The organism is Comamonas sp. 23 (assembly GCF_049601575.1).
Classification (GTDB): domain Bacteria; phylum Pseudomonadota; class Gammaproteobacteria; order Burkholderiales; family Burkholderiaceae_C; genus Comamonas; species Comamonas squillarum.
In genome coordinates this window covers 3,729,897-3,748,955 of sequence record NZ_CP187127.1, presented here as the reverse complement: position 1 = coordinate 3,748,955, position 19,059 = coordinate 3,729,897, and the positions used below count along the sequence as shown (strand labels likewise).

Annotated in this window: 18 protein-coding genes and 1 riboswitch; of the genes, 6 read left to right on the top strand and 12 right to left on the bottom strand. The window is 65.5% G+C overall.

The features are described from left to right. Positions 1-158 precede the first annotated feature (158 nt). Positions 159-1,106 (top strand): IS481 family transposase, encoded by a 948-nt coding sequence (locus ACPEE1_RS17025; protein ID WP_423934054.1) that lies wholly within the window; start codon positions 159-161, stop codon positions 1,104-1,106. Between the two features lie 18 nt (positions 1,107-1,124). On the opposite strand, the gene ACPEE1_RS17020 is transcribed toward ACPEE1_RS17025, so the two are convergent. Together ACPEE1_RS17020 and ACPEE1_RS17015 are read right to left on the bottom strand one after the other, a co-directional pair. Next, on the bottom strand, positions 1,125-2,096 hold the full coding sequence (locus tag ACPEE1_RS17020) for a Bug family tripartite tricarboxylate transporter substrate binding protein (protein ID WP_423934052.1): 972 nt from the start codon (positions 2,094-2,096) through the stop codon (positions 1,125-1,127). A 290-nt stretch (positions 2,097-2,386) separates the two neighbouring features. Further along, positions 2,387-3,442, bottom strand: coding sequence for a CDP-6-deoxy-delta-3,4-glucoseen reductase (locus ACPEE1_RS17015; protein ID WP_423934049.1), 1,056 nt, complete (start codon positions 3,440-3,442; stop codon positions 2,387-2,389). Positions 3,443-3,637: 195 nt separating this feature from the next. On the opposite strand from ACPEE1_RS17015, the gene ACPEE1_RS17010 reads away from it, so the two are divergent. Continuing rightward, a complete protein-coding gene (locus ACPEE1_RS17010; RefSeq protein ID WP_116927317.1) occupies positions 3,638-4,648 on the top strand; it encodes an NAD-dependent epimerase/dehydratase family protein in 1,011 nt (336 codons plus the stop codon). A gap of 46 nt (positions 4,649-4,694) precedes the next feature. Here ACPEE1_RS17010 and ACPEE1_RS17005 read toward each other — a convergent pair whose 3' ends face one another. Genes ACPEE1_RS17005 through ACPEE1_RS16995 form a run of 3 tightly spaced genes read right to left on the bottom strand, consistent with a single transcriptional unit; the run spans position 4,695 to position 6,513 of the window. Further along, positions 4,695-5,471, bottom strand: coding sequence for a DUF4124 domain-containing protein (locus ACPEE1_RS17005; protein ID WP_423934046.1), 777 nt, complete (start codon positions 5,469-5,471; stop codon positions 4,695-4,697). A 39-nt stretch (positions 5,472-5,510) separates the two neighbouring features. Then, on the bottom strand, positions 5,511-5,963 hold the full coding sequence (locus tag ACPEE1_RS17000; protein WP_133248205.1) for a hypothetical protein: 453 nt from the start codon (positions 5,961-5,963) through the stop codon (positions 5,511-5,513). Between the two features lie 58 nt (positions 5,964-6,021). Further along, positions 6,022-6,513: a hypothetical protein gene (locus tag ACPEE1_RS16995; RefSeq protein WP_116927272.1), complete on the bottom strand. Its 492-nt coding sequence runs from the start codon at positions 6,511-6,513 to the stop codon at positions 6,022-6,024. 540 nt (positions 6,514-7,053) lie between these two features. On the opposite strand from ACPEE1_RS16995, the gene ACPEE1_RS16990 reads away from it, so the two are divergent. Then, a complete protein-coding gene (locus tag ACPEE1_RS16990) occupies positions 7,054-8,184 on the top strand; it encodes a branched-chain amino acid ABC transporter substrate-binding protein (RefSeq protein WP_116927273.1) in 1,131 nt (376 codons plus the stop codon). A gap of 56 nt (positions 8,185-8,240) precedes the next feature. On the opposite strand, the gene ACPEE1_RS16985 is transcribed toward ACPEE1_RS16990, so the two are convergent. Next, on the bottom strand, positions 8,241-8,774 hold the full coding sequence (locus tag ACPEE1_RS16985; RefSeq protein ID WP_116927274.1) for a methylated-DNA--[protein]-cysteine S-methyltransferase: 534 nt from the start codon (positions 8,772-8,774) through the stop codon (positions 8,241-8,243). A gap of 216 nt (positions 8,775-8,990) precedes the next feature. Further along, positions 8,991-9,148, top strand: a riboswitch (FMN riboswitch). A 90-nt stretch (positions 9,149-9,238) separates the two neighbouring features. On the opposite strand from ACPEE1_RS16985, the gene ACPEE1_RS16980 reads away from it, so the two are divergent. Further along, the gene (locus ACPEE1_RS16980; protein ID WP_423934040.1) at positions 9,239-9,760 is read left to right on the top strand and encodes a 6,7-dimethyl-8-ribityllumazine synthase; all 522 of its coding nucleotides are present in this window, start codon (positions 9,239-9,241) and stop codon (positions 9,758-9,760) included. Between the two features lie 114 nt (positions 9,761-9,874). Beyond that, the gene (locus ACPEE1_RS16975) at positions 9,875-11,089 is read left to right on the top strand and encodes a sugar transporter (RefSeq protein WP_116927275.1); all 1,215 of its coding nucleotides are present in this window, start codon (positions 9,875-9,877) and stop codon (positions 11,087-11,089) included. Positions 11,090-11,163: 74 nt separating this feature from the next. Here the strand turns inward: ACPEE1_RS16975 and ACPEE1_RS16970 are convergent, their stop codons facing one another. From ACPEE1_RS16970 to ACPEE1_RS16950, 5 genes are all read right to left on the bottom strand, one after another. Next, a complete protein-coding gene (locus tag ACPEE1_RS16970) occupies positions 11,164-12,552 on the bottom strand; it encodes a PepSY-associated TM helix domain-containing protein (protein WP_423934038.1) in 1,389 nt (462 codons plus the stop codon). Positions 12,553-12,564: 12 nt separating this feature from the next. After that, the gene (phnE, locus tag ACPEE1_RS16965) at positions 12,565-14,139 is read right to left on the bottom strand and encodes a phosphonate ABC transporter, permease protein PhnE (protein WP_423934036.1); all 1,575 of its coding nucleotides are present in this window, start codon (positions 14,137-14,139) and stop codon (positions 12,565-12,567) included. Next, entirely contained in the window at positions 14,130-14,978 is an 849-nt protein-coding gene (locus ACPEE1_RS16960; protein ID WP_423934033.1) for a phosphonate ABC transporter ATP-binding protein, read from the bottom strand. Before ACPEE1_RS16960 ends, phnE begins: the two co-directional genes overlap by 10 nt. A 70-nt stretch (positions 14,979-15,048) precedes the next feature. After that, a complete protein-coding gene (locus tag ACPEE1_RS16955; protein WP_260719080.1) occupies positions 15,049-15,930 on the bottom strand; it encodes a putative selenate ABC transporter substrate-binding protein in 882 nt (293 codons plus the stop codon). Positions 15,931-16,436: 506 nt separating this feature from the next. Further along, positions 16,437-17,381 carry a LysR family transcriptional regulator gene (locus ACPEE1_RS16950; protein ID WP_423934030.1) on the bottom strand — a complete coding sequence of 315 codons (945 nt, stop codon included), beginning with the start codon at positions 17,379-17,381 and terminating at the stop codon, positions 16,437-16,439. A gap of 132 nt (positions 17,382-17,513) precedes the next feature. Here ACPEE1_RS16950 and ACPEE1_RS16945 point away from each other — a divergent pair, with 132 nt between their 5' ends. Continuing rightward, positions 17,514-18,173 (top strand): NAD(P)-dependent oxidoreductase, encoded by a 660-nt coding sequence (locus ACPEE1_RS16945; RefSeq protein ID WP_423934027.1) that lies wholly within the window; start codon positions 17,514-17,516, stop codon positions 18,171-18,173. Positions 18,174-18,204: 31 nt separating this feature from the next. On the opposite strand, the gene ACPEE1_RS16940 is transcribed toward ACPEE1_RS16945, so the two are convergent. Then, positions 18,205-19,011, bottom strand: coding sequence for an alpha/beta fold hydrolase (locus ACPEE1_RS16940; protein WP_423934024.1), 807 nt, complete (start codon positions 19,009-19,011; stop codon positions 18,205-18,207). Positions 19,012-19,059 lie beyond the last annotated feature (48 nt).

The window sequence follows — 19,059 nt, the reverse complement described above, 5'->3', positions numbered from 1 at the left end:
ACCCCACAAGAACAAAGCCCCGCAGCAGCTTCGCTGGCGGGGCTTTTTGCTGGGCGCTAGGTGTGAAGGTTCAATAGGTTGTATCCGGTGTTCATCCGGGTTGGATTTGAGAGACTGGAAGTCGCCAAACACCCAACCCACTCAGGACAGCCAACCGGATGAACACTCATAAGCATGCCCGACTTACCTTTGCCCGGAGACTGGAGATGGTCAAACAGATGACCTTGCAAGGCCTGGATGCCTCTCAGGCCGGAGCCCTTCAAGGCGTCACCGCACAGACCGCTCGCAAGTGGCTGGGCCGCTACCTCTCGGGCGGCGAAGCAGCCCTGGCCGATGCTTCCTCCAGGCCCATTTGCTCTCCCAAAGCCATCTGCGAGTCCAAGGCCTTACTCATTGTTGAGCTACGCAAACGCCGCATGCTGCAGTCGCGCATTGCCAGCTACGCAGGCGTCTCGGCGTCCACCGTGAGCCGGGTATTGGCCCGTGCGGGCCTGTCTCGACTCAGCGATCTGCAGCCGTCCGAGCCCGTGGTTCGCTATGAGCACGATGCGCCTGGAGACATGCTGCACATCGATACCAAGAAGCTCGGGCGCATCGTTCGGCCCAGCCACCGCGTCACAGGCAATCGGCGCGATTCGGTCGATGGTGCGGGATGGGAGACACTGTTCGTGGCCATTGACGACCACGCACGCATTGCCTTTACCGCTATGCATCCGGACGAGAAAACGCCGCAAGCCGTCGCCTTTCTGCGCAACGCCGTGGCGTACTACGCGGGGCTTGGAGTGAGCATCAAACGCCTGCTGACCGACAACGGTGCGGCATTCCGCTCAAGGGAGTTCGCTGCGGCCTGCAACGCCTTGGGCGTGCAGCACAAGTTCACCAGGCCGTACCGGCCACAGACCAACGGCAAGGCCGAGCGATTCATCCAATCGGCGCTGCGCGAGTGGGCCTATGGTTGGACATACCAGAATTCAGCTGAGCGAGCACAAGCCTTACATCGCTGGCAGCATTACTACAACTGGCACAGGCCTCACAGCGGCATTGGTCGAATTACCCCGATGGCCAGGCTCAAATCTGCAAACAACCTCTTGACAGTTCACAGCTAGGGATGCGCTGCGCGGCGCTTAGTCGACCTTGGCGCCAGAGAGTTTGACCACCGATTCGTACTTGTTGCGCTCGGAGGCCATGAACTTGTCAAACTCGGCCGGCGTGGTGGGCACGGGCTCGGCCATCAGGCTGGCAAAGCGGGTCTTGGTGCTCGGGTCCTTCAGCGCATCGGTGAAGGCCTTGTTGAGGCGGTTGATCACATCAGGCGGGGTGTTGGCCGGTGCCACCAGGCCCCACCAGGTGTCGATCTCGAAACCCTTGAGCGTGTCGGCCAGCGGTGGCACGCCTGGCAGCATGGGGCTGGCATGCAGGCTGGTGACAGCCAGAGCCGTGAGCTTGCCGCTGTGGATGTTGGCCGAGGCGGCCGCCAGGTTGTCGATGTTGAAATCCACCTCGCCCGACAGCAGCGCGAGCTGGGCCGGATTGGCACCACGGTAGGGCACGTGCACGGCAAAAATGCCGGCCTGGCGCTTCATCATCTCGCCGGCCAGGTGGCCGGAGCTGCCATTGCCGCCGCTGCCGAAATTGAGCTTGCCCGGGTTCTTCTTGGCGTAGGCGATCAGGTCCTGCACATTGCTGATGTGCAGCGACTTGGCGCGCTCGGTGTTCATCACCAGCACGTTGGGCACACGCACCATCTGGGTGATGGCGCTGAAGTCCGTGGCGGCGTTGAAAGGCATCTTGGTGTAGAGCCAGGGATTGACCGCGTGCGTGGCGGTGGCCGACAGGCCGATGGTCAGGCCGTCTGGCGCGGCCTTGGCGACGATGTCGGCGCCGATGTTGCCGCCAGCGCCTGCCTTGTTGTCGATCACCACGGTGCCCAGCTGGTCGCGGACACGTTCGGCCAGAATGCGCGAGGTGACATCCAGTGGGCCACCGGGCGCGTAGGGCACGACCAGGCGGATCACCGGATCGGCCGCTAATGCGGCCGGTGCTGCAAAGGCGGTGGCAGCCAAAACGGTGGACAACAGGATATTTCTGCGTTGCATGCTTGTGTGTCTTCTTGAGGAGAGTGAATAACGACGCAGCGCCTGCGGTGTGCAGGTACTACCCCCTGAGTGCCGCCAGCACAGCCCAGTCAACCAAAGGTTTGCGTTGGAGGCTGGGCACCCAGCCCTGGGCCGTACAAAGGTAGGCCAAGACGGGGCAACCACCCACCAAGGGATGTGTTCGCGGCTCCAAACTTTCTAGTGTAGCGGCTGGGCCGTGTAGCTGCTGTGACGCGGCAGTCGGACAGGGGCGCGATTGCGCCATGTCAGGCATTGTGCGGCGCAGCTGTTCAGACGATCTGGTTTTGCTTGTCCGCTTCGGTCACAAAGGCATCGGCAAAGAAAGCGTCTTCGGGCAGGCCGCGCTGGCTGGTAAAGCTGGCACGGGCCGAATCCACCACGATCGGCGCGCCGCAGGCATAGACCTCGTGGCCCGACAGATCGGCAAAATCATCGAGCACCGCCTGGTGCACAAAGCCGCTGCGGCCTTGCCAGCCGTCTTCGGCCAGGGCGTTGGAGACCACCGGCACATAGCGCAGCTGGGGCATCTCAGCGCTGCGCGCCAGCATCCAGTCGTGCATGTACAGGTCTTGCGGGCGCCGGCCGCCCCAGTACACCACCACCGGGCGCTGGATGTCGTGGTGCTGCAGATGTTCGACGAGTGCCTTGATCGGCGCAAAGCCGGTGCCCGAGGCCAGAAAGACCATGGGCTTGTCGCCCTCGTGCAGATAGAAGCTGCCAAACGGGCCTTCAATGCGCAGGATCTCGCGCTCCTTCATCGCGCCAAACACATGGTCGGTAAAAAGACCGCCTGGCGTGTGGCGGATATGCAACTCCAAGCCGGGCGCGGTCTCCTGGTGGTGCGGCGCGACGGCTATCGAATACGCCCGGCGCACACCGCCGGCGAGCAAAAACTCGATGTACTGGCCCGCGTGGTAGCGAAAGCTGTCAGCGGCCGGCAGCTGCAGGCGCAGCTTGACCACATCGGGCGAGAGGCGCTCGATGGTCTGTACGCGCACCGGCATTTTCTTGATAGGAAAGGCGCTTTCATCGGTGACATGGCGCGACTCGATCACCACATCACTGGTGGGCACGGCGCAGCACGGCAGGATCATGCCGTCGGCCTCTTCCTGGGGGCTCAGCGCGCGTTCGCTGTGCGGACCATGCACGACCGTGCCACTGAGCTTCTTGCATTTGCAGGAGCTGCAGGCGCCATCCTTGCAGCCATAGGGCAGGCCCACGCCGCTGCGGATTGCAGCGGTGAGGATGGCCTCCGAGGCCTGGGTGGCAAAGGCGCGTCCGCTGGGCAGGACCGAGATGTGAAACGCGCTGGACGAAGAACTCATTGCACCAAAATTCCTTATCGACACAAAACAATGGCGCTCATCGGCGCCTGGGCTTGCATAAGTGGGGGGTGGGCAGCCGTTTGCAAGCAGCTTGAGACGCTAGACTGCAGTGTGCGCCCCCGCCCATTTGAACCACGAAAGCTTATTGTGCCTTTAAACCAAAGCCCGCGAAGCGGGCCCCGACAGCGCTGCGCCATCGCAGCAGGCCAGGCCTTGCCGGCGCGTTTTCGGCGCCAGCGGGTGTTGATCGTGGGTTGTGGCGATGTCGGCCAGCGGCTGCTGCGGCTGTGGCAGCGCCCGGGCCAGGATGCACGGGCGGCGCGCGGCCCGCTGGTGCGGGCGCTGAGCTCATCGCCGCAGCGCTTTGAGAGTCTGCGCGCCCTGGGCGCTACCCCTTTGCTGGGCAACCTCGATGACCTTCGCAGCCTGCGCCGGCTGGCGGGCCTGGCCCAGCGCGTGGTGCACCTGGCGCCACCTGCCCAGCCCGCTGCTGGAGCTGCGCCAGCGGCGGCTTCGCGTGATCTGCGCACCTGCCACCTGCTGCGCGCGCTGGTGGGCCGTGCGGGCCAGGCGCCGCAGCTGGTCTATGGCTCCACCAGCGGTGTCTATGGCAACTGGGATGGGGCCTGGGTCACGGAGACCCATCCGCTGCGTGCCAGCACCGCCCGGGCGCTGCGCCGGGTCGATGCCGAGCGCCAGCTGCGTGCATGGGCGTTGCGCTTTGGGGCCAGTGGCGCGGCGGTGCATGTGCTGCGCATCCCCGGTATCTATGCCGGCGACCGCGAGGGCGGAACCCCGCTGGGGCGGCTGCAGCGCGGCACGCCGCTGCTGCGGCGTGAGGACGATGTCTACACCAGTCATATCCACGCCGATGATCTGGCGCGTGCCGTCGAGCGGGCGCTGTGGCGAGGCCGGCCCCAGCGCATCACCAATGTGGCCGATGACTCTGCGATGCCGATGGGCGATTATTTTGACCTGGCTGCTGATCTGTGGCGCCTGCCGCACCCCGCGCGCATCAGCCTGGCCGAGGCCGAGCAGCAACTGAGCCCCACCTTGCTGAGCTTTATGCGCGAGTCGCGTCGCCTGAGCAATAGCCGCATGCGGCATGAGTTGGGTGTGGTGTTGCGCTACCAGACGGTGCACCACGGCTTGCAGGCGGCGGTGTATCTGGTGGGGCCTGGCGCAGCTCAAGGCCCAGACGCCTGAACACAGGCAGAATGCGGGCGCTTTTGCAGCCGCTACCAGAGGGCAACTAGCAGGGCGCGGTGCCGCCCTGGCTGCGGCAGCTGCGCGGGTTGGCACTGGGGCTGGGGGGCCGCACGGTCTCGCCAATCTGGCCCCGGGGGTGTGAGTAGCCCTGGGCATCCACGCACTTGAACACATCGCAGCGGGTGATGCTGGGTGCCGGGGCTGGAGGGGTTACCACCGGAGGGCGGGGCGGCGGGCGGCCATAGGGGTAGCGGTCCCAGTAGGGATCGGCGGGCAGCACGGCGCTGGGAGCGGGACGGCTCGCTTCGAGCCGGCTGTAGGCCTCGGGGCCCAGGCAGTCGAGTTCCATCTGGCGCTTGGCCGCTTCGAGCTGCGCACTGCTGCCCATGGCCTTGTCAGCCGCGGCGTCGGAGGCAGCGCTGTAGCGCTCCCGCGATTGCTGGCAGGCGGCGGACTGTGCGGGGTTGCTGCGCGAGGGGCGGTTGGCAGCCCGTTGCGCCAAATCGTCAGCGCGTTCATCGGCCTGCAGCCTGCGCTGGGCCAGCTCCTGCTCGCGCCGCTCGGCCTTGGCCTGCAGCGCTTCCTGCTCGCGGGCACGGTCCTGGGCAAGCTCCTCGTCGGTTTTGCGCCGCTCGATCTCGGTCGCACGCGCGCCGCTGGCGCAGGCGCCATCGGTATAGGTCACCTTGCCCGTGCCCGGGTCCACGCAGCGGGTAACCTGCGCCTGGGCGATCGGCGCGGCCAGTGCGCAGGCGCACCACAGGCCCAGCCATGCGCCGAGGCGGAAGCGGGGCTGCCGGGGTTGTGGCGTATGGCGCATCGGAAGGGCCCGTCGTTGCACAGGGTCTAGGCGCCGCGGTTAGCGCTGAAACTGCCCGCCAAACCGGCCGCCGTTGGGGCGCGAGGCGGGCGCTGCAGGGCGGGGGCCAGAGCCGTAGGGCCGGCCAAAGTTGGAGCCGGTGCCGGGCGCGAGCTGCTGCGGGCGTGAGGGTGGGCGGCTGCTGCCGCCATGCCCTGGGCGGTCATAGCCACTGCCGGGGCGGTAGTAGCCGCCGCCGGGCCGGTAGTAAGGCCGGCCACCACCATACACATAGGTTGGCGAGCTTTGGATCACCAAAGAGCTGCTGCCGTAGTAGGGGTAGCTGCTGTAGCCGTAACCGTAACCCCCATAGCCGTAGCCATAGGTCGGGGTGGAATAGGTCGAGTAGGCATCGCCGTAGTACACGCCGTCTGCGGGTGCGACCACGCAGCCGCCCAAGAGCAGGGCGCTGGCCGCGGCGATGGCCATCGTGCCGAGACGAATGGTACGCATGGTGGAAACTCCTTGTTGGATGGGCCCGCGCGCTCAGCACGTGGGCCGGTCAGCGGTATCAGCGGCAGGGGCGGCTGGGGGTCAGCACATTGTCGCTGCCCGCTGCATTCTGGCGTGCAGCCGCGGCGCATTCCTGCTGGTGGCGGCTCTCGCCAAAGCGGTTGCGGTCACGCTCACGGTTTTGGCGTTCACGGTCTTGTGCCTGGCGCTCCAGCGCGCGGCGGCGGTCTTCGTCACGGGCGCGCTGGTCGCGGTCGCGTTCACGCGCCTGGCGGTCACGGTCCCGATCACGCTCGCGTTCACGCGCTTCACGCTCGCGGGCCGCACGGTCGCGATCACGGTCACGCTCGCGGTAGTAGCGGTCGTCGTTGTAGCGATCCTGCACATAGATGGTTTGCGAGGGCTGCTGGTAACCATAGCCGTAACCGCCGCCATAGCTGCCATAGCCTGCATCGCTGTAGTAGCCGTCGCTGCCGGTGGCAACGCAGCCGGTGGTAACCAGCGCGCCTAGCGCGATGGTGGCAATGCTGAGCAAGTGACGATGGTTCATATCTGAGCCTTTCTGGTTGTGTGGTGGCATGGACTAGCGTTGATGCCATAAGGCCAGCAATCGCGATTCCCAATGCTAACCGTTACACCCTCAATACCGGAGACTTGGGCCCATGTAGGTAAAGACGTTTTTCCGGCCTCGGGGGTTGACGGCTGCATCACAGTCCTGCGTTGTTTTTCCAATCTTTACAGACACGCTGGCGTCGCATGCAGGAGACATCCCTGAACACCAGGGCTATCTTCTTAAGAGTCAGTATCGAGAAATTTGGTTCATTACCGGCCACAGCCTGTCGATTGATGCAATGCAGCAATCGCTGGAATGTGTTGCATGCTGGCGCTTATATGCGATTTCAAACCCACTGTGTCGCTATTTTTACAGGACTTGTCCTAATACCGTCGTAGGCCCAGGTAGATAAAAAATCTCACTCACGCTATCGAGTTCGATGATGTACTAGGTGTGCTGCCCCCATTACAAGTGGGCGAGGCGGCACACGCCGGTACCGGTGGCGCTTAACAGACGCTTTTGATGGAGTACGACGCAATGGATAAAAGTATCAAGGCCGCAGTGGCCATGCTGGTGGCAGGTGTGGCGGTAGCTGCCAACGCACAGGAGGTGGTGAAGATCGGTACGATGAGTCCGCTGTCCGGACCTCAGGCGCACTATGGCAAGGACAACGTCACGGGCGTGCGCTTTGCCGTGGAAGACCTCAACACCCAGGGTGTGACCATCGGGGGCAAGAAGATCAAGTTCGAAGTGGTGGCCGAAGACGATGCGGCGGACCCCAAACAAGGCACGGCCGCTGCGCAAAAGCTTTGCGATGACAAGGTCGCCGCGGTCGCCGGTATTCTGAACTCGGGTGTGGCGATTCCCTCGTCCAAGATCTTCAATGACTGCGGTGTGCCTTTCATCACCGGCGCGGCCACCAACCCTGAGTTGACCCGCCCCGGCTACCCCGGCGTCTTCCGCATCATTGCCAACGACAACGCGCTGGGCGCTGCGCTGGCTGGCTATGCGGCCGATACCTTGAAGCTCAAGAACGTGGCCGTGATCGATGACCGCACCGCCTACGGCCAAGGCCTGGCCAATGTGTTCAAGAAGGATGCGGGCGCCAAGGGCGTGAACATCGTGGCGTCGGAGTTTACCAACGACAAGGCCACCGACTTCATGGCCATCCTGACCTCCATCAAGGCCAAGAAGCCCGATGCGATCTTCTACGGCGGCATGGATGCGCAAGCGGGCCCCATGCTGCGCCAGATGGTGCAGCTGGGCATGACCAATGTGAAGTTCTTCGGCGGCGACGGCATCTGCACGGCCGAGCTGGCCAAGCTGGCTACGGGCACCAAGACCTTGGGCAATGTGGTCTGCGCCGACGGCGGTGCATCGCTGGCCAAGATGCCTGGCGGCACCGAATGGAAGAAGCGCTACGACGCCAAGAACCCTGGCGTGTTCCAGGTCTACAGCCCTTACTTCTACGACGCGACCATGCTGATCGTTGACGCGATGAAGCGTGCCGATTCCACCGATCCCAAGAAGTACCTGCCCGAGCTGCGCAAGTCCGAGTACAACGGCGTGACCGCGAAGATTGCCTTCCAGGAAAACGGCGAGCTGAAGGTGCCTCTGTACACGCTGAGCCACTACATCGACGGCAAGAAGACGCCTATCGGCGAGTAAGCTGCCGCTGGCTCTGGGCACCTGCAAGGGTGCCGATCCCAAGCCCCCGAGCCCGCCTAGGCGGGCTTTTTGCTGTGCCTCGCTTCATGCGCCAGCAGCCACTGCTTGCGCGCCAGGCCGCCTGCGTAGCCGGTGAGCGACGCATCGCTGCCGATCACCCGGTGGCAGGGCAGCACGATGCTGATGGGATTGGCGCCATTGGCCATGCCCAGCGCCCGCACTGCGGCCGGCCGCCCGATCTGCGTGGCCAGGCTGGCATAGCTGCGTGTGCTGCCCGCCGGGATGGCGCGCAATGCCGTCCAGACCTGGCGTTGGAAATCGGTGCCGCCCAGTGCCAACGCCAGGCGATCGAGCGCCCGCAGCTCGCCATCAAAATACGCGGCCAGGGCATCTGCCACCGGCGCTGGCGCTGCCGCGCTGCTGTGCATCTGCACGGCATCGCGCGGGTACTGGCGGCGCATCAGCAGCGCCATGCGCGCTTCATAGCCCTGCCAGTCCAGCGCCCGCAGGCGCTGCTGCTCGTCGCAGAGCAGCAAGATGGGGCCTTGTGGGCTGGGGATGTGAGAGAGCACGAAGTTCAGCGGGGCCATGGTGGGGATGGGGGATGAGGGGCGCGTAGGTACCGCAGTGTAGAGCGCTGGCGCCTTAGTGGAGGCGGGCAGGCTAAAGCGGTAATACTAGACGCATAACAAGTTACCTGCGCATCAAAAACCTGGGTGACGGTGTTTGTATCGCAGCCCCTCTACAATCGGCCGGCGAGCTGCAGCAGGCTGGGTCCATTCAGGGCCTTGCCGGCAGCGGCTCAGCGTTATTCTCAGGGCGGGGTGCAATTCCCCACCGGCGGTATCTGGCTTTGAGGAGCCAGGAGCCCGCGAGCGCTTGCAAGGCCTACGGCCGGGCAAGGTCAGCAGATCTGGTGCGATGCCAGAGCCGACGGTCACAGTCCGGATGAAAGAGAATCGCGCAAAGCTGATAGCTGCCCTGCGCCGGTGCGCGCAGTGCTGCCATGGGCTTGCGCGCGCCCTGATTCAGGTCATTGAAGGACAGCAAAACCATGAATCAGCATTCCAGCATTTCCCACTCCATCACCAAGGCCGCACGTCTGGCGATTGTCAGCGCGCAATGGCATTCGGACATCGTGCACCAGGCGCGCGATGCCGCCCTCGCCGAGTTGGCCCAGCAAGGCTGGCCCGCCGACCAGATCGACCTCTACGATGTGCCCGGTGCCTTCGAGATCCCGCTGCTGCTCAAGCGACTGGCCCAAAGCGGCCAGTACGCCGGTCTGATGGCCTGCGGCCTGGTGGTCAACGGCGGCATCTACCGCCATGAGTTTGTGACCACGGCCGTGATCGATGGCCTGATGCGCGTGCAGCTGGATACTGGCGTGCCGGTGTTCTCGGCCGTGCTGACGCCGCGCGACTTCCATGACTCGCAGGAGCACCATGACTTCTTCCACCAGCATTTTGTGAAAAAGGGCGCCGAGCTGGCCCGCGCCTGCGCGGCCACCGTGCAACTGCACCGCAAGCTGGAAGCGCAGCAATTGCAACAGCTGCAACCGCAAATCCTGGCAGCCTGACAGGCGCCCACAACCTGCACTAAAGGGTTTTCCCTGAGTTTCTTGGGCAGCTAAATATTTTTTGGCACACTGGCGAGCCGCTCTCCGCTTTGGAGTTGCGGCTTTTTTATTGCTATGACTGATTCCGCATCTTTGACCCGCCGCCAGGCCTGGCTGGGCGTGATTGCCCTGGCCATGGGCGCCTTTGTTTTCAACACCACCGAGTTTGTGCCGGTGGGCCTGCTCAGCGACATTGGTGGCAGCTTTGGCATGGGCACCGAGCAGGTGGGCCTGATGCTGACCATCTATGCCTGGATCGTGGCATTGACGTCGCTGCCCTGCATGCTGATGACCAAGAATGTCGAGCGCCGCAAGCTGCTGATGGGCGTGTTTGCGCTCTTCATCCTGAGCCATGGCCTGTCGGCCGTGGCCTGGAACTATGCCACCTTGCTGATCAGCCGCATGGGCATTGCGCTGGCGCATGCCGTGTTCTGGTCGATCACCGCATCGCTGGCCGTGCGCATTGCGCCGCAGGACAAGCGCCCGCAGGCACTGGGCCTGCTGGCCACCGGCACTACCTTGGCGATGGTGCTGGGCGTGCCTTTGGGCCGCATGGTGGGTGAGGCGCTGGGCTGGCGCACGACCTTTGGCATCATCGGCGTGCTGGCGCTGGCCGTCATGCTGGTGCTGTGGCGCATGCTGCCGCTGCTGCCCAGCGAGAATGCCGGCTCGCTGCGCAGCATTCCGGTGCTGTTCAAGCGCCCGGCGCTGTCGGCCACCTATGCCTTGCTGATCCTGATGGTGACGGCCCAGTTCACCGTCTACAGCTATATCGAGCCGCTGATCCAGCGTGAGGCGGGGCTCAACAACCAGGTCACCACCTGGGTGCTGCTGCTGTACGGCGGCATGGGCATCGTGGGCAGCATCCTGTTCAGCAGCTTTGGCATGCGCTGGCCGCGCGGCTTTTTGCTCGGTGCGATGGCGGTGCTGACAGCCTGCCTGTGGCTTTTGCTGCCCAGCACGCGCTGGCCGCCTGCGCTCTACCTGGTCTGCGCCGTGTGGGGTGTCGTCATGCTGTGCATGGTGCTGCCGCTGCAGGCCAAGGTGCTGCGCCTGGCCTCGGACGCCACCGATGTGGGCATGTCGCTGTTCTCGGGCATTTTCAATATCGGCATTGGCGCGGGCGCCTTGCTGGGCAGCCAGGTGGGCATGCATGCCGGACTGCACTACCTGGGCCCCGTGGGCGGCAGCATTGCCGTGCTGGGGGTGCTGTGGTGTGCCTTTGCCGGCTGGAAGTGGCGCAGCAGCTTTGCCCCCGCAGGGGCGGAGGCGCGCATTGTGCCGCACTAACTGGCCAGCGAAGGAGCGTCCCTAGCACCATCCACCTGCCCGGCACCACCTGTGTGCCGGGCATTTTTTTGGGCTTACCGTTTTGCGGCTTGGGGCGATCGGCGCAGGTAGATCCAGGCATCCAGCGCCAGCAGTGCCAACAGGCTGCAGCCCAGCACCGGCAGCAGCCAGCCCAAGGCGACTGCCAGCAGCAACAGAGCCAACGCTGAAACACGCGGCAACTGGCGCCATTGGTGGACCAAGGTCAGCTGGCCATGCAGCCACTCGCGGCTGCGGCCCGGGCGCTTGCGCCATTGCAGCCAGCCAGTCACTGCCATTGCGACAATGCCGGCGCCCAGCAGCACCAGCACCGCCTGGTTCAAAACACCCCAGCTGCCCATGTGCAGGTCAATGCCCCAGCGTGTCAGCTTGGAGGCGAGTGGGTAGTCGCTAAAGCGCTTGTGGTCCAGCACCTGGCCGTTCGCCAGGTCGATCGCCAGCGCATCCACTTCGGTGGGCCAGGAGCGGTTGATTTCGGTCACCGTCCAGGCCTTGTTGGCGGCGGCCGGGGGCCGGATCTCCAGCTTGGCCGATGCCAGGCCGTGCTGGCGGGCGAGCGCCAAGGCGGTACCAAAGTCTTCGGGCATAGGCAGCCTATCGGCTGGCGCCATCGGGGCGGCCTGGTGCTCGGCATGGTCCGCATGCGGGTCGGCCGCGTGCTGGTGCGCATGCGTGCCATGGTTTGCTGTGTCCAAGCTGGTGTTCAGGCGTGGCGTTTGCCAGCCCATCTGCTGCAGCGCCTGGCCAAAATGGCCGCCGGCCCAGCGCGACCAGGTCAGTCCCGTGGCCGACAGGAACAGCAGGCCCACCAGCAGCCACAGGCCCAGCCCATGGTGCCAGCGGCGCAGCGGAGGATGAGTCACCTGGGCGCCGGCCCGCTGCGGGCGCGACAGCCACCACAGTGCCACACCGCCCAGCGCAGCCACCCACAGCCAGGATGCTGCCAGCTCACTGTAGGTGCGGCCCCATTCGCCCATCAGCAACTGGCGGTGCAGCAGATCGAGCTGCTTGCGCAGCGGCAGCACGCCGCTGGTGCCATAGACCGTCAGGTCGCCTTGCAGCGCCAGGGTATAGGGATTGACAAAGAGGCTGCGGTACTCGGAGGGGCCCAGCGCCGCATCGGCCACCATCACGCGGGTGCTGCTACGCGCATCGGGCGCCGGGCGCACAGCGACCACGGCTGCCGGAGTGGGCAAGGACTGTAAGGCGGCTTGCACCTGAGCGGACAGCAGCTGCGCCTGGGCGCCAGGTACCGATTCGGCCTCCAGCGCGCTGCGGTAGAGCTGGTTTTCCAGTTGGGGCGTCAGTGCATATAGCAGGCCGGTCGCGGCGGCCACGACGATGAACGGTGCGATCAGCAGGCCGATATACAGATGCAGTCTGCGGATCAGCAGCTGCCAGATTTTGCGGGTGGAGGGAGACATCCAGGATCGTGGTTAGCGCATTGCGCGGCGCAGTGCAGCACTGCTCCAGTCCACCGCCATGCTCAAAAGCAGCATGGCGATGATGACGGTGCTGGCCTGCGCATAGTGGAACAGCGAGAGTTCGAAATACAGCAGCTGGCCCAGGCCGCCAGCGCCGACAAAGCCAAGGATGGCCGCCATGCGGATGTTCATCTCCCAGCGGTACAGGGTGTAGGCCAGCAGCTGCGGCGCGGCCGCTGGCAGCGTGCCATAGCAAAAGGCCAGCAGGCGGCTGCTGCCGGCCAGGCGCAGCGCCCGGGCCGGGGCTGCAGGTGTGTTCTGCAAGGCCTCGGCATAGAGCCGGCCCAGCACCCCGGCCGTGTGCAAGGCCAGCGCCAAGGCGCCCGCAAACGGGCCCAGGCCCACGGCCAGCACGGTGATCGTAGCCCAGACCAGCTCGGGCACCGAGCGCAGCAGGTTGAGCAGCGCGTTCCAGGGCGTGCGCCAGCGCGGCAAGGCCAGCAGCAGCCCGGCCATTGCCGCCAGCAGGCTGCCGATGACGGAGATCGCCAAGGTCTCCCACACGCCCTGGGCCACCTTGCGCAGCCAGGCGGCGCTCAGGTCGGGCGAGAAAAAGCCGGCCACAAAGCTGCCCATCGACTGCACAGCATCCCGGCTGAAGAGCGCAGACCAATCGATGTTGAGCAGCCAGAAGCTAGCCCACAGACCAGCAGCGCCGAGCAGCAGCAGCGCCGCACTGCGCCAGCCAAAGGGCAGCGCACGGGCTGCCGGCGGCGTATCGAGCGCGCGGCGCAGCCACCAGGACAGCAAATCGGCCAGCGCCACCAGCAGCATAAAGGCCAGCAAGATGCTGGCGACCTCGCCGCCATTGAGCATCTTCATCGCCTGGTCCATCAGCTGGCCCAGGCCACCGGCACCCACAAAGCCCATGACGACCGAGGCGCGGATTGCGCATTCCCAGCGGTAGACGCTGTACGAGGTCAGCTCGCGCGCCGCTTGCGGCAGCGCGCCGTAGAGCAAGGCCTGCAAGCGGCCTGCGCCGCTCGCGCGCAGTGCGCGGGCTGGCGCCGGGTCGGCCGATTCGAGAATCTCGGCATAGACCTTGGCCAGCATGCCGCCATAGGTCAGGACCAGGGCCAGCACGCCAGCGGCGGGGCCCAGGCCAAACACCCGCACAAACACCAGCGCCCAGACCAGCTCGGGCACACCGCGCAAAATGGTCAGTACGCTGCGGGTGATGGGGTTGAGGCTGACTTTCTCTCTTGCAGCGCCGCTCGCCAGATAGGACAGCGGCAGCGCCAAAACCAGCGCCAGCGCCATGCCGGCGGTGGCAATGGCCAGCGTCTCCAAGCTGGCCTGGCCCAGGTAGCCTAGAAACTCCGGGCGGGTTTCGGGCGGCAGAAACTGGGCCAGAAAGCCGCCGACCACTTTGAGGTTGTTGCTGTCAAAAAACGGCGCCAGTGAAAAGCCCGAGGTCTGCAGCATGGGCCACAGCACCAGCAGCGCCAGCAGCAGCGCGATAAGGCGCCCACGCGCTGCCGGGTCGCGGCGGTGCGTGTGGGTGGCAGCAGCTGGCATCAGCGGCATGTGATCACGTCAGCCGCCGGGCTGGCTGCCACCTGCGGCGCGGCAGTGGCCATGCTGCCCAAGGTGGGTTGCGCAGCCGCACTGCCATCGGCATGGGCGTACAAGGCCTGGAGTTGTGCCTGGCTCACCTGCGCGGCGGGCAGGTCAAAGGCAATCCGGCCATCGCGGATACCGACAATGCGTGCAAAGCAGCCCAGCGCCAGGTCCACCGCATGCAGGCTGGCCACCAAGGTGGCCTGGCGCGCGGCGGCCTCTTGCACCAGCAGCTGCACGGTGGCGAGCGACAGCGCGGGGTCGAGCGCCGAGACCGGCTCATCGGCCAGGATCAACCGGGCCTGCTGGTAGAGCACGCGGGCAATGCCCACGCGCTGGAGCTGGCCGCCCGAGAGCTGGTCGCAGCGCGCAAAGAGCTTGTCCTCCAGCTGCACGCGGGCCAGTGCCTCGCGGGCACCGGCCATGTCTTGCGGGTAAGCGAGCGACGCCAGCGCCTTCCACAGCGGCCACTGGCCCAGGCGGCCGGCGAGCACGGCGGTGACCACGCGCTGGCGCAGCGCAATCGGGGCGCTCTGGTGCACGGTGCCGATGAGGCTGCGCAGCGCCTTGAGCTGGCGCGCCGTGGGGCTGGCAGGCGCGCTGGGCAAGGCCTGGCCCAGCACCTGCATGCGGCCGCTGCTGGGCAGGTGGGCCGTGCCGATCACCGTCAAGAGCGAGGTCTTGCCCGCGCCGGACGGGCCGATCAGCGCAATGCTCTCGCCCTGGGCCGCAGACAGGCCGATGCCCGAGAGCGCGACAAAACCATTGGTGTGGGTCAGGCCCACATCGTCAAGCACAAAGCTCATGGATCAAATGCTGGAAAAACGCCGCAGAGGCGGCATGGGCACTGCACCAGCGCCCATGCCAGGCGGTCACTTACTTGAGCAGACCGGCGGACTTGGCGGCCGCTTCGGTGCCGGCATAGTTCTCGGGCTTGGTCGGGATGAACTTGGAGGCGCGCTGCAAATCCATGATGGCCTTGTGCTCGGGCTTGGCTGGGTCCAGCGCCAGGAAGGCATCGGTCAGCTTCTTGGTGATGGCTGGGTCCAGGTCGCCGCGCACGGTCCAGTTGTAGTCAAAGTAGGTGGGGGTGGTGGCAAACACGCGCACCTTGCTGGTGTCGACCTTCTTGGTCTCGACCAGCTTGTCCCAGACCGAAGTGTTGAGCACACCGGCCTCTGCCTTGCCGGCCGCCACAAAGGCCACGGTCGCATCATGCGCGCCCGAGTAAGCCACGGTCTTGAAATCCTTTTCCGGGTTCAGGCCGTCTTGCAGCAGAAAGTAGCGTGGCATCAGGCTGCCCGAGGTGGACGAGGGCGCGCCAAATGCAAAGGTCTTTCCCTTCAAGTCAGCCAGCGTCTGGATGCTGGGGTCGGCGGTGATGAACTTGCTGGTGAAGACTGCGTCTTCGGCGCGCTGCACGATCGGGATCGCCGTGCCGTTGGTGCGGATCTTGGCCTGCACATAGGTAAAGCCGCCCAGCCAGGCCAGGTCCAGCTTCTTGGTGGCCAGGGATTCGACCACGGCCGCATAGTCGGACACCGGCGTGAACACCACCTGCATGCCCGTGGCCTGCGACAGGTACTCGCCCAGCGGCTTGAACTTGCGCTGCAGCTCCGTCGGCGCTTCGTCTGGGATGGCCGATACGCGCAGCACCGCAGGGGTGTCTGCATGGGCGCTGAAAGTTGCCATGGAGAGGGTCAGCGCGGCCAGCGACAGGCCACGCAGCGCCGAGCGGCGAGCGGTAGAGTGGGTCATAGAGCTTCCGTTTTAAGAACGTGTTTAGGATCTCCTCGCGCCGCGACAGTGGTTTTGCGGGATGGGATGCGAGGCGCAACACCGCAGCAATAGCCATGCTATTGCGAGGATTTGCAACGACGTAGACCGCCCCTGCCCGGGCGGCCCTAGCCGGGCGCCCGCAAAGCCACTGTCCCGAAGGGTTGGAGTGAAATCGGGCAATTTCTGCGCGCTGGCTCTTGCTTGCACCCCAGTGCAAGCTGCGAACCAGCCCTTCGAACTCATCCCGATTGCACTCCAACGCGGCTGCGTAGAGATCATAAACACGTTCTCAAAGCCACCGCCGTCCGGATACACGGCGGTTTAATAGGCCGCGCGTGTTGTGCGCAGCGATAGGGTTCAAGGCAGTACACCGACCACCAAAGGTGGATTCTTGCGTATTTGCCAAAACCACCGCTGCCCCTCACGTTCTTTTTAGGCAACAGTGAAGGTGCAAGCGTCCGCTTAGGGCGGCCAGGCAAGGCGCTTCAGGACAGTGCCAGCGGCGCAAAGTGGGCTTGCAGCGCGGCCAGCGCTAGCCGCACCCGCGCAGGCAGCGCCTGGCGCTCGGGGGTCAGCGCAGAGATGCGCAGGCTGCCGCAATCCCAGTCGGGCAGCAGGCGCAGCAGCTGACCGCTGTGCACCTGGTCGGCCACCTCGAGCGAGAACAGGCGGGCGAGACCCAGCCCCTCGCGGCACAGCTGCTGCAGCGCGTACTGCTGGTTGCTGATGATGCGTGGCGTGGTGTGCAGCACCACCAGCTCGCCGCTGTGGCGGTGCTGCAGCTGCATGCTGGCGCTGGCGCTGGCGCTGGCGCTGGTGCTGGCGCTGGTGCTGTTGTTGTTGGTTGTGCCGATATTGCGCGCCATCCAGGGCCAGGCTTGCAGGGCCTGCGGGTTGCTCGGCCAAGGCCTGCCTTGCGCCAGCGCCGGGGCGGCGCATATCCACCAGGGCAGGGTGCCCAGCGTGCGCGCGACCCAGTGGGAGTCGGGCAGCTCGCCCAGGCGAATGGCGATGTCCACCCGCTCTGCGACCAGATCGCTGTGCGAATCATCGAGCAGCAGTTGCAGGCGCAGCTGCGGATGGGCATGCAGCAACGGAGCCAGCGCCCGGCCCAGCGGTGCGGCCAGGCCCAGCACGGCGGCAATGCGCAGCTCGCCCACGGGTTCGTCGCGCTCGGCATCGAGCTCGGCGCGGGCCTGGCGTACGGCCTGCAGCATCACTGCGCACTGCGCATAAAAGCGCTGCCCGGCGTCGGTCAGGCTGAGCCTGCGCGTCGTGCGGTGCATCAGCGGCAGGCCTGCCTGGGCTTCCAGCTGCCGCACCTGCTGGCTGACGGCCGAAGCACTCATGCCCAAAATGCGTGCAGCAGCCGTCATCGAGCCTTGCTCGACCACGGTGGCAAAAATAGCCATGCGCTTGAGGTCTTCCATCGGCTGATTATGAAGCACAGCTTCAAAGAATTGCTTCAAATAGAGGGATTATCAAATCAGCTCCCCAGCCCTACAGTGTGGTCATGGCGTGGCGCAAAGGCTGCCCGCCGATGTTCATGCAAAGGAAATACGATGAAAGTCACCCTGATTGGATCGACCGGTTTTGTAGGCGCCGCATTGCTCGAAGAATTGCTGCAACGCGGCCACGACGTGGTGGCCCTGGTGCGCGACCCCGCCAAGCTGGCGCCCCGCCCGCACCTGCAGGTGCTGCAGGGCGATGTGATGGATGCGGCCGTGGTGCAAAAGGCCGCTACGGGCAGCGACGCGGTACTGTCGGCCTACAACGCAGGCTGGACCAACCCGAATATCTACGAGGATTTCCTCCAGGGCTCGCGCGCCATCGAGGCCGGCACCCGCGCAGCTGGCGTGGCCCGCTACCTGGTGGTGGGCGGTGCGGGCAGCCTGTATGTGAACGGCCAGCAGTTGGTGGATTCGCCCGAGTTCCCCGCTGCGATCAAGCCTGGTGCCAGTGCGGCCCGCGACATGTATACCGCGCTGCAAAAAGAGACAGCCCTGGACTGGACCGTGCTGAGCCCGCCCGTGGGCTTCCATGGCGGATCGGCTGCACAAAGCCAGGGCCGCACCGGCCAATACCGCACCGGCAAGGATGAGCCGCTGTGGCAGGCCGATGGCAGCCCTGGCGATATCTCGGCAGCGGATTTGGCCGTGGCCCTGGTCGATGCGCTGGAGCAGCATCTGCACAGCAAGGCGCGCTTTACGGTCGCCTATTAAAAGAACAGGCCTGCTGGCGCAGACCGGGGACTCAGTCCGCCTGCGCCAGAAATGTCTGCACCCGGCCGAGCACCTGCTCGGCCATTTCGCGATGCGGCACATGGTGGGCGCCGGCGATGATGGCGGTCTGGCCGCCAGCCCCCGCCTGGCGGGCAATGCGTTCAGGGTGCGCGGTGCTGCCGTATTCATCGAGCTCGCCATGGATGGCGAGCAGGGGGCATTGCAGGCGGGGCAGCCAGGCGTCCACGCTCCAACCGCTAAACGCGGGGCTGAGCCAGGTTTCCGTCCAGGCATCCACCACCCAGCGCGCCTTGCTGCCGTGGTACCTGGCCAGGCGCTCCAATTGCGCCGCGTCCTGGAACAGCGCACGGGCCTCGACAATGCCCGCCCGCGTGCGGTCTTCGACAAAGGCCTGGGCGGCGATGGTGACCAGCGCCGTGCAGTCCTGGCCCGCGCCAGCCGCAATGGCGATGCCCATGCCGCCGCCCACGCTGTGGCCAAACAAGGCAAAGCGCGTGAGCCCCAGATGCTGGCGCACAATGGGAAAGTAAATCTCCGCTTCTTCGCCGACAAACTGTGGTGCCAGCGTGTCGCCGCGCGCGTCGGACTGGCCAAAGCCCAGGCGGTCATAGGCGATCACCTGCCGGCCCGTGGCCTGGGCCAGCTGCGCCGGAAAATCGCGCCATAGCGCGACCGACCCCAGTGAGTCATGCATCAGCACCAGCGGCGCTTTATGTGCGGTGCTCGGGGTCCAGGTTTTGGCATACAGCCGGCCCTGCTGGGGCAGGCCGATCCAGTGTTCTTGGGCGATGGCGGCGGTGTCGGAGATGGCGGTCATTGTCTCGGCGGCGAGGGAGATGACCGCATCTTAGTGGCGCCGGGCAGT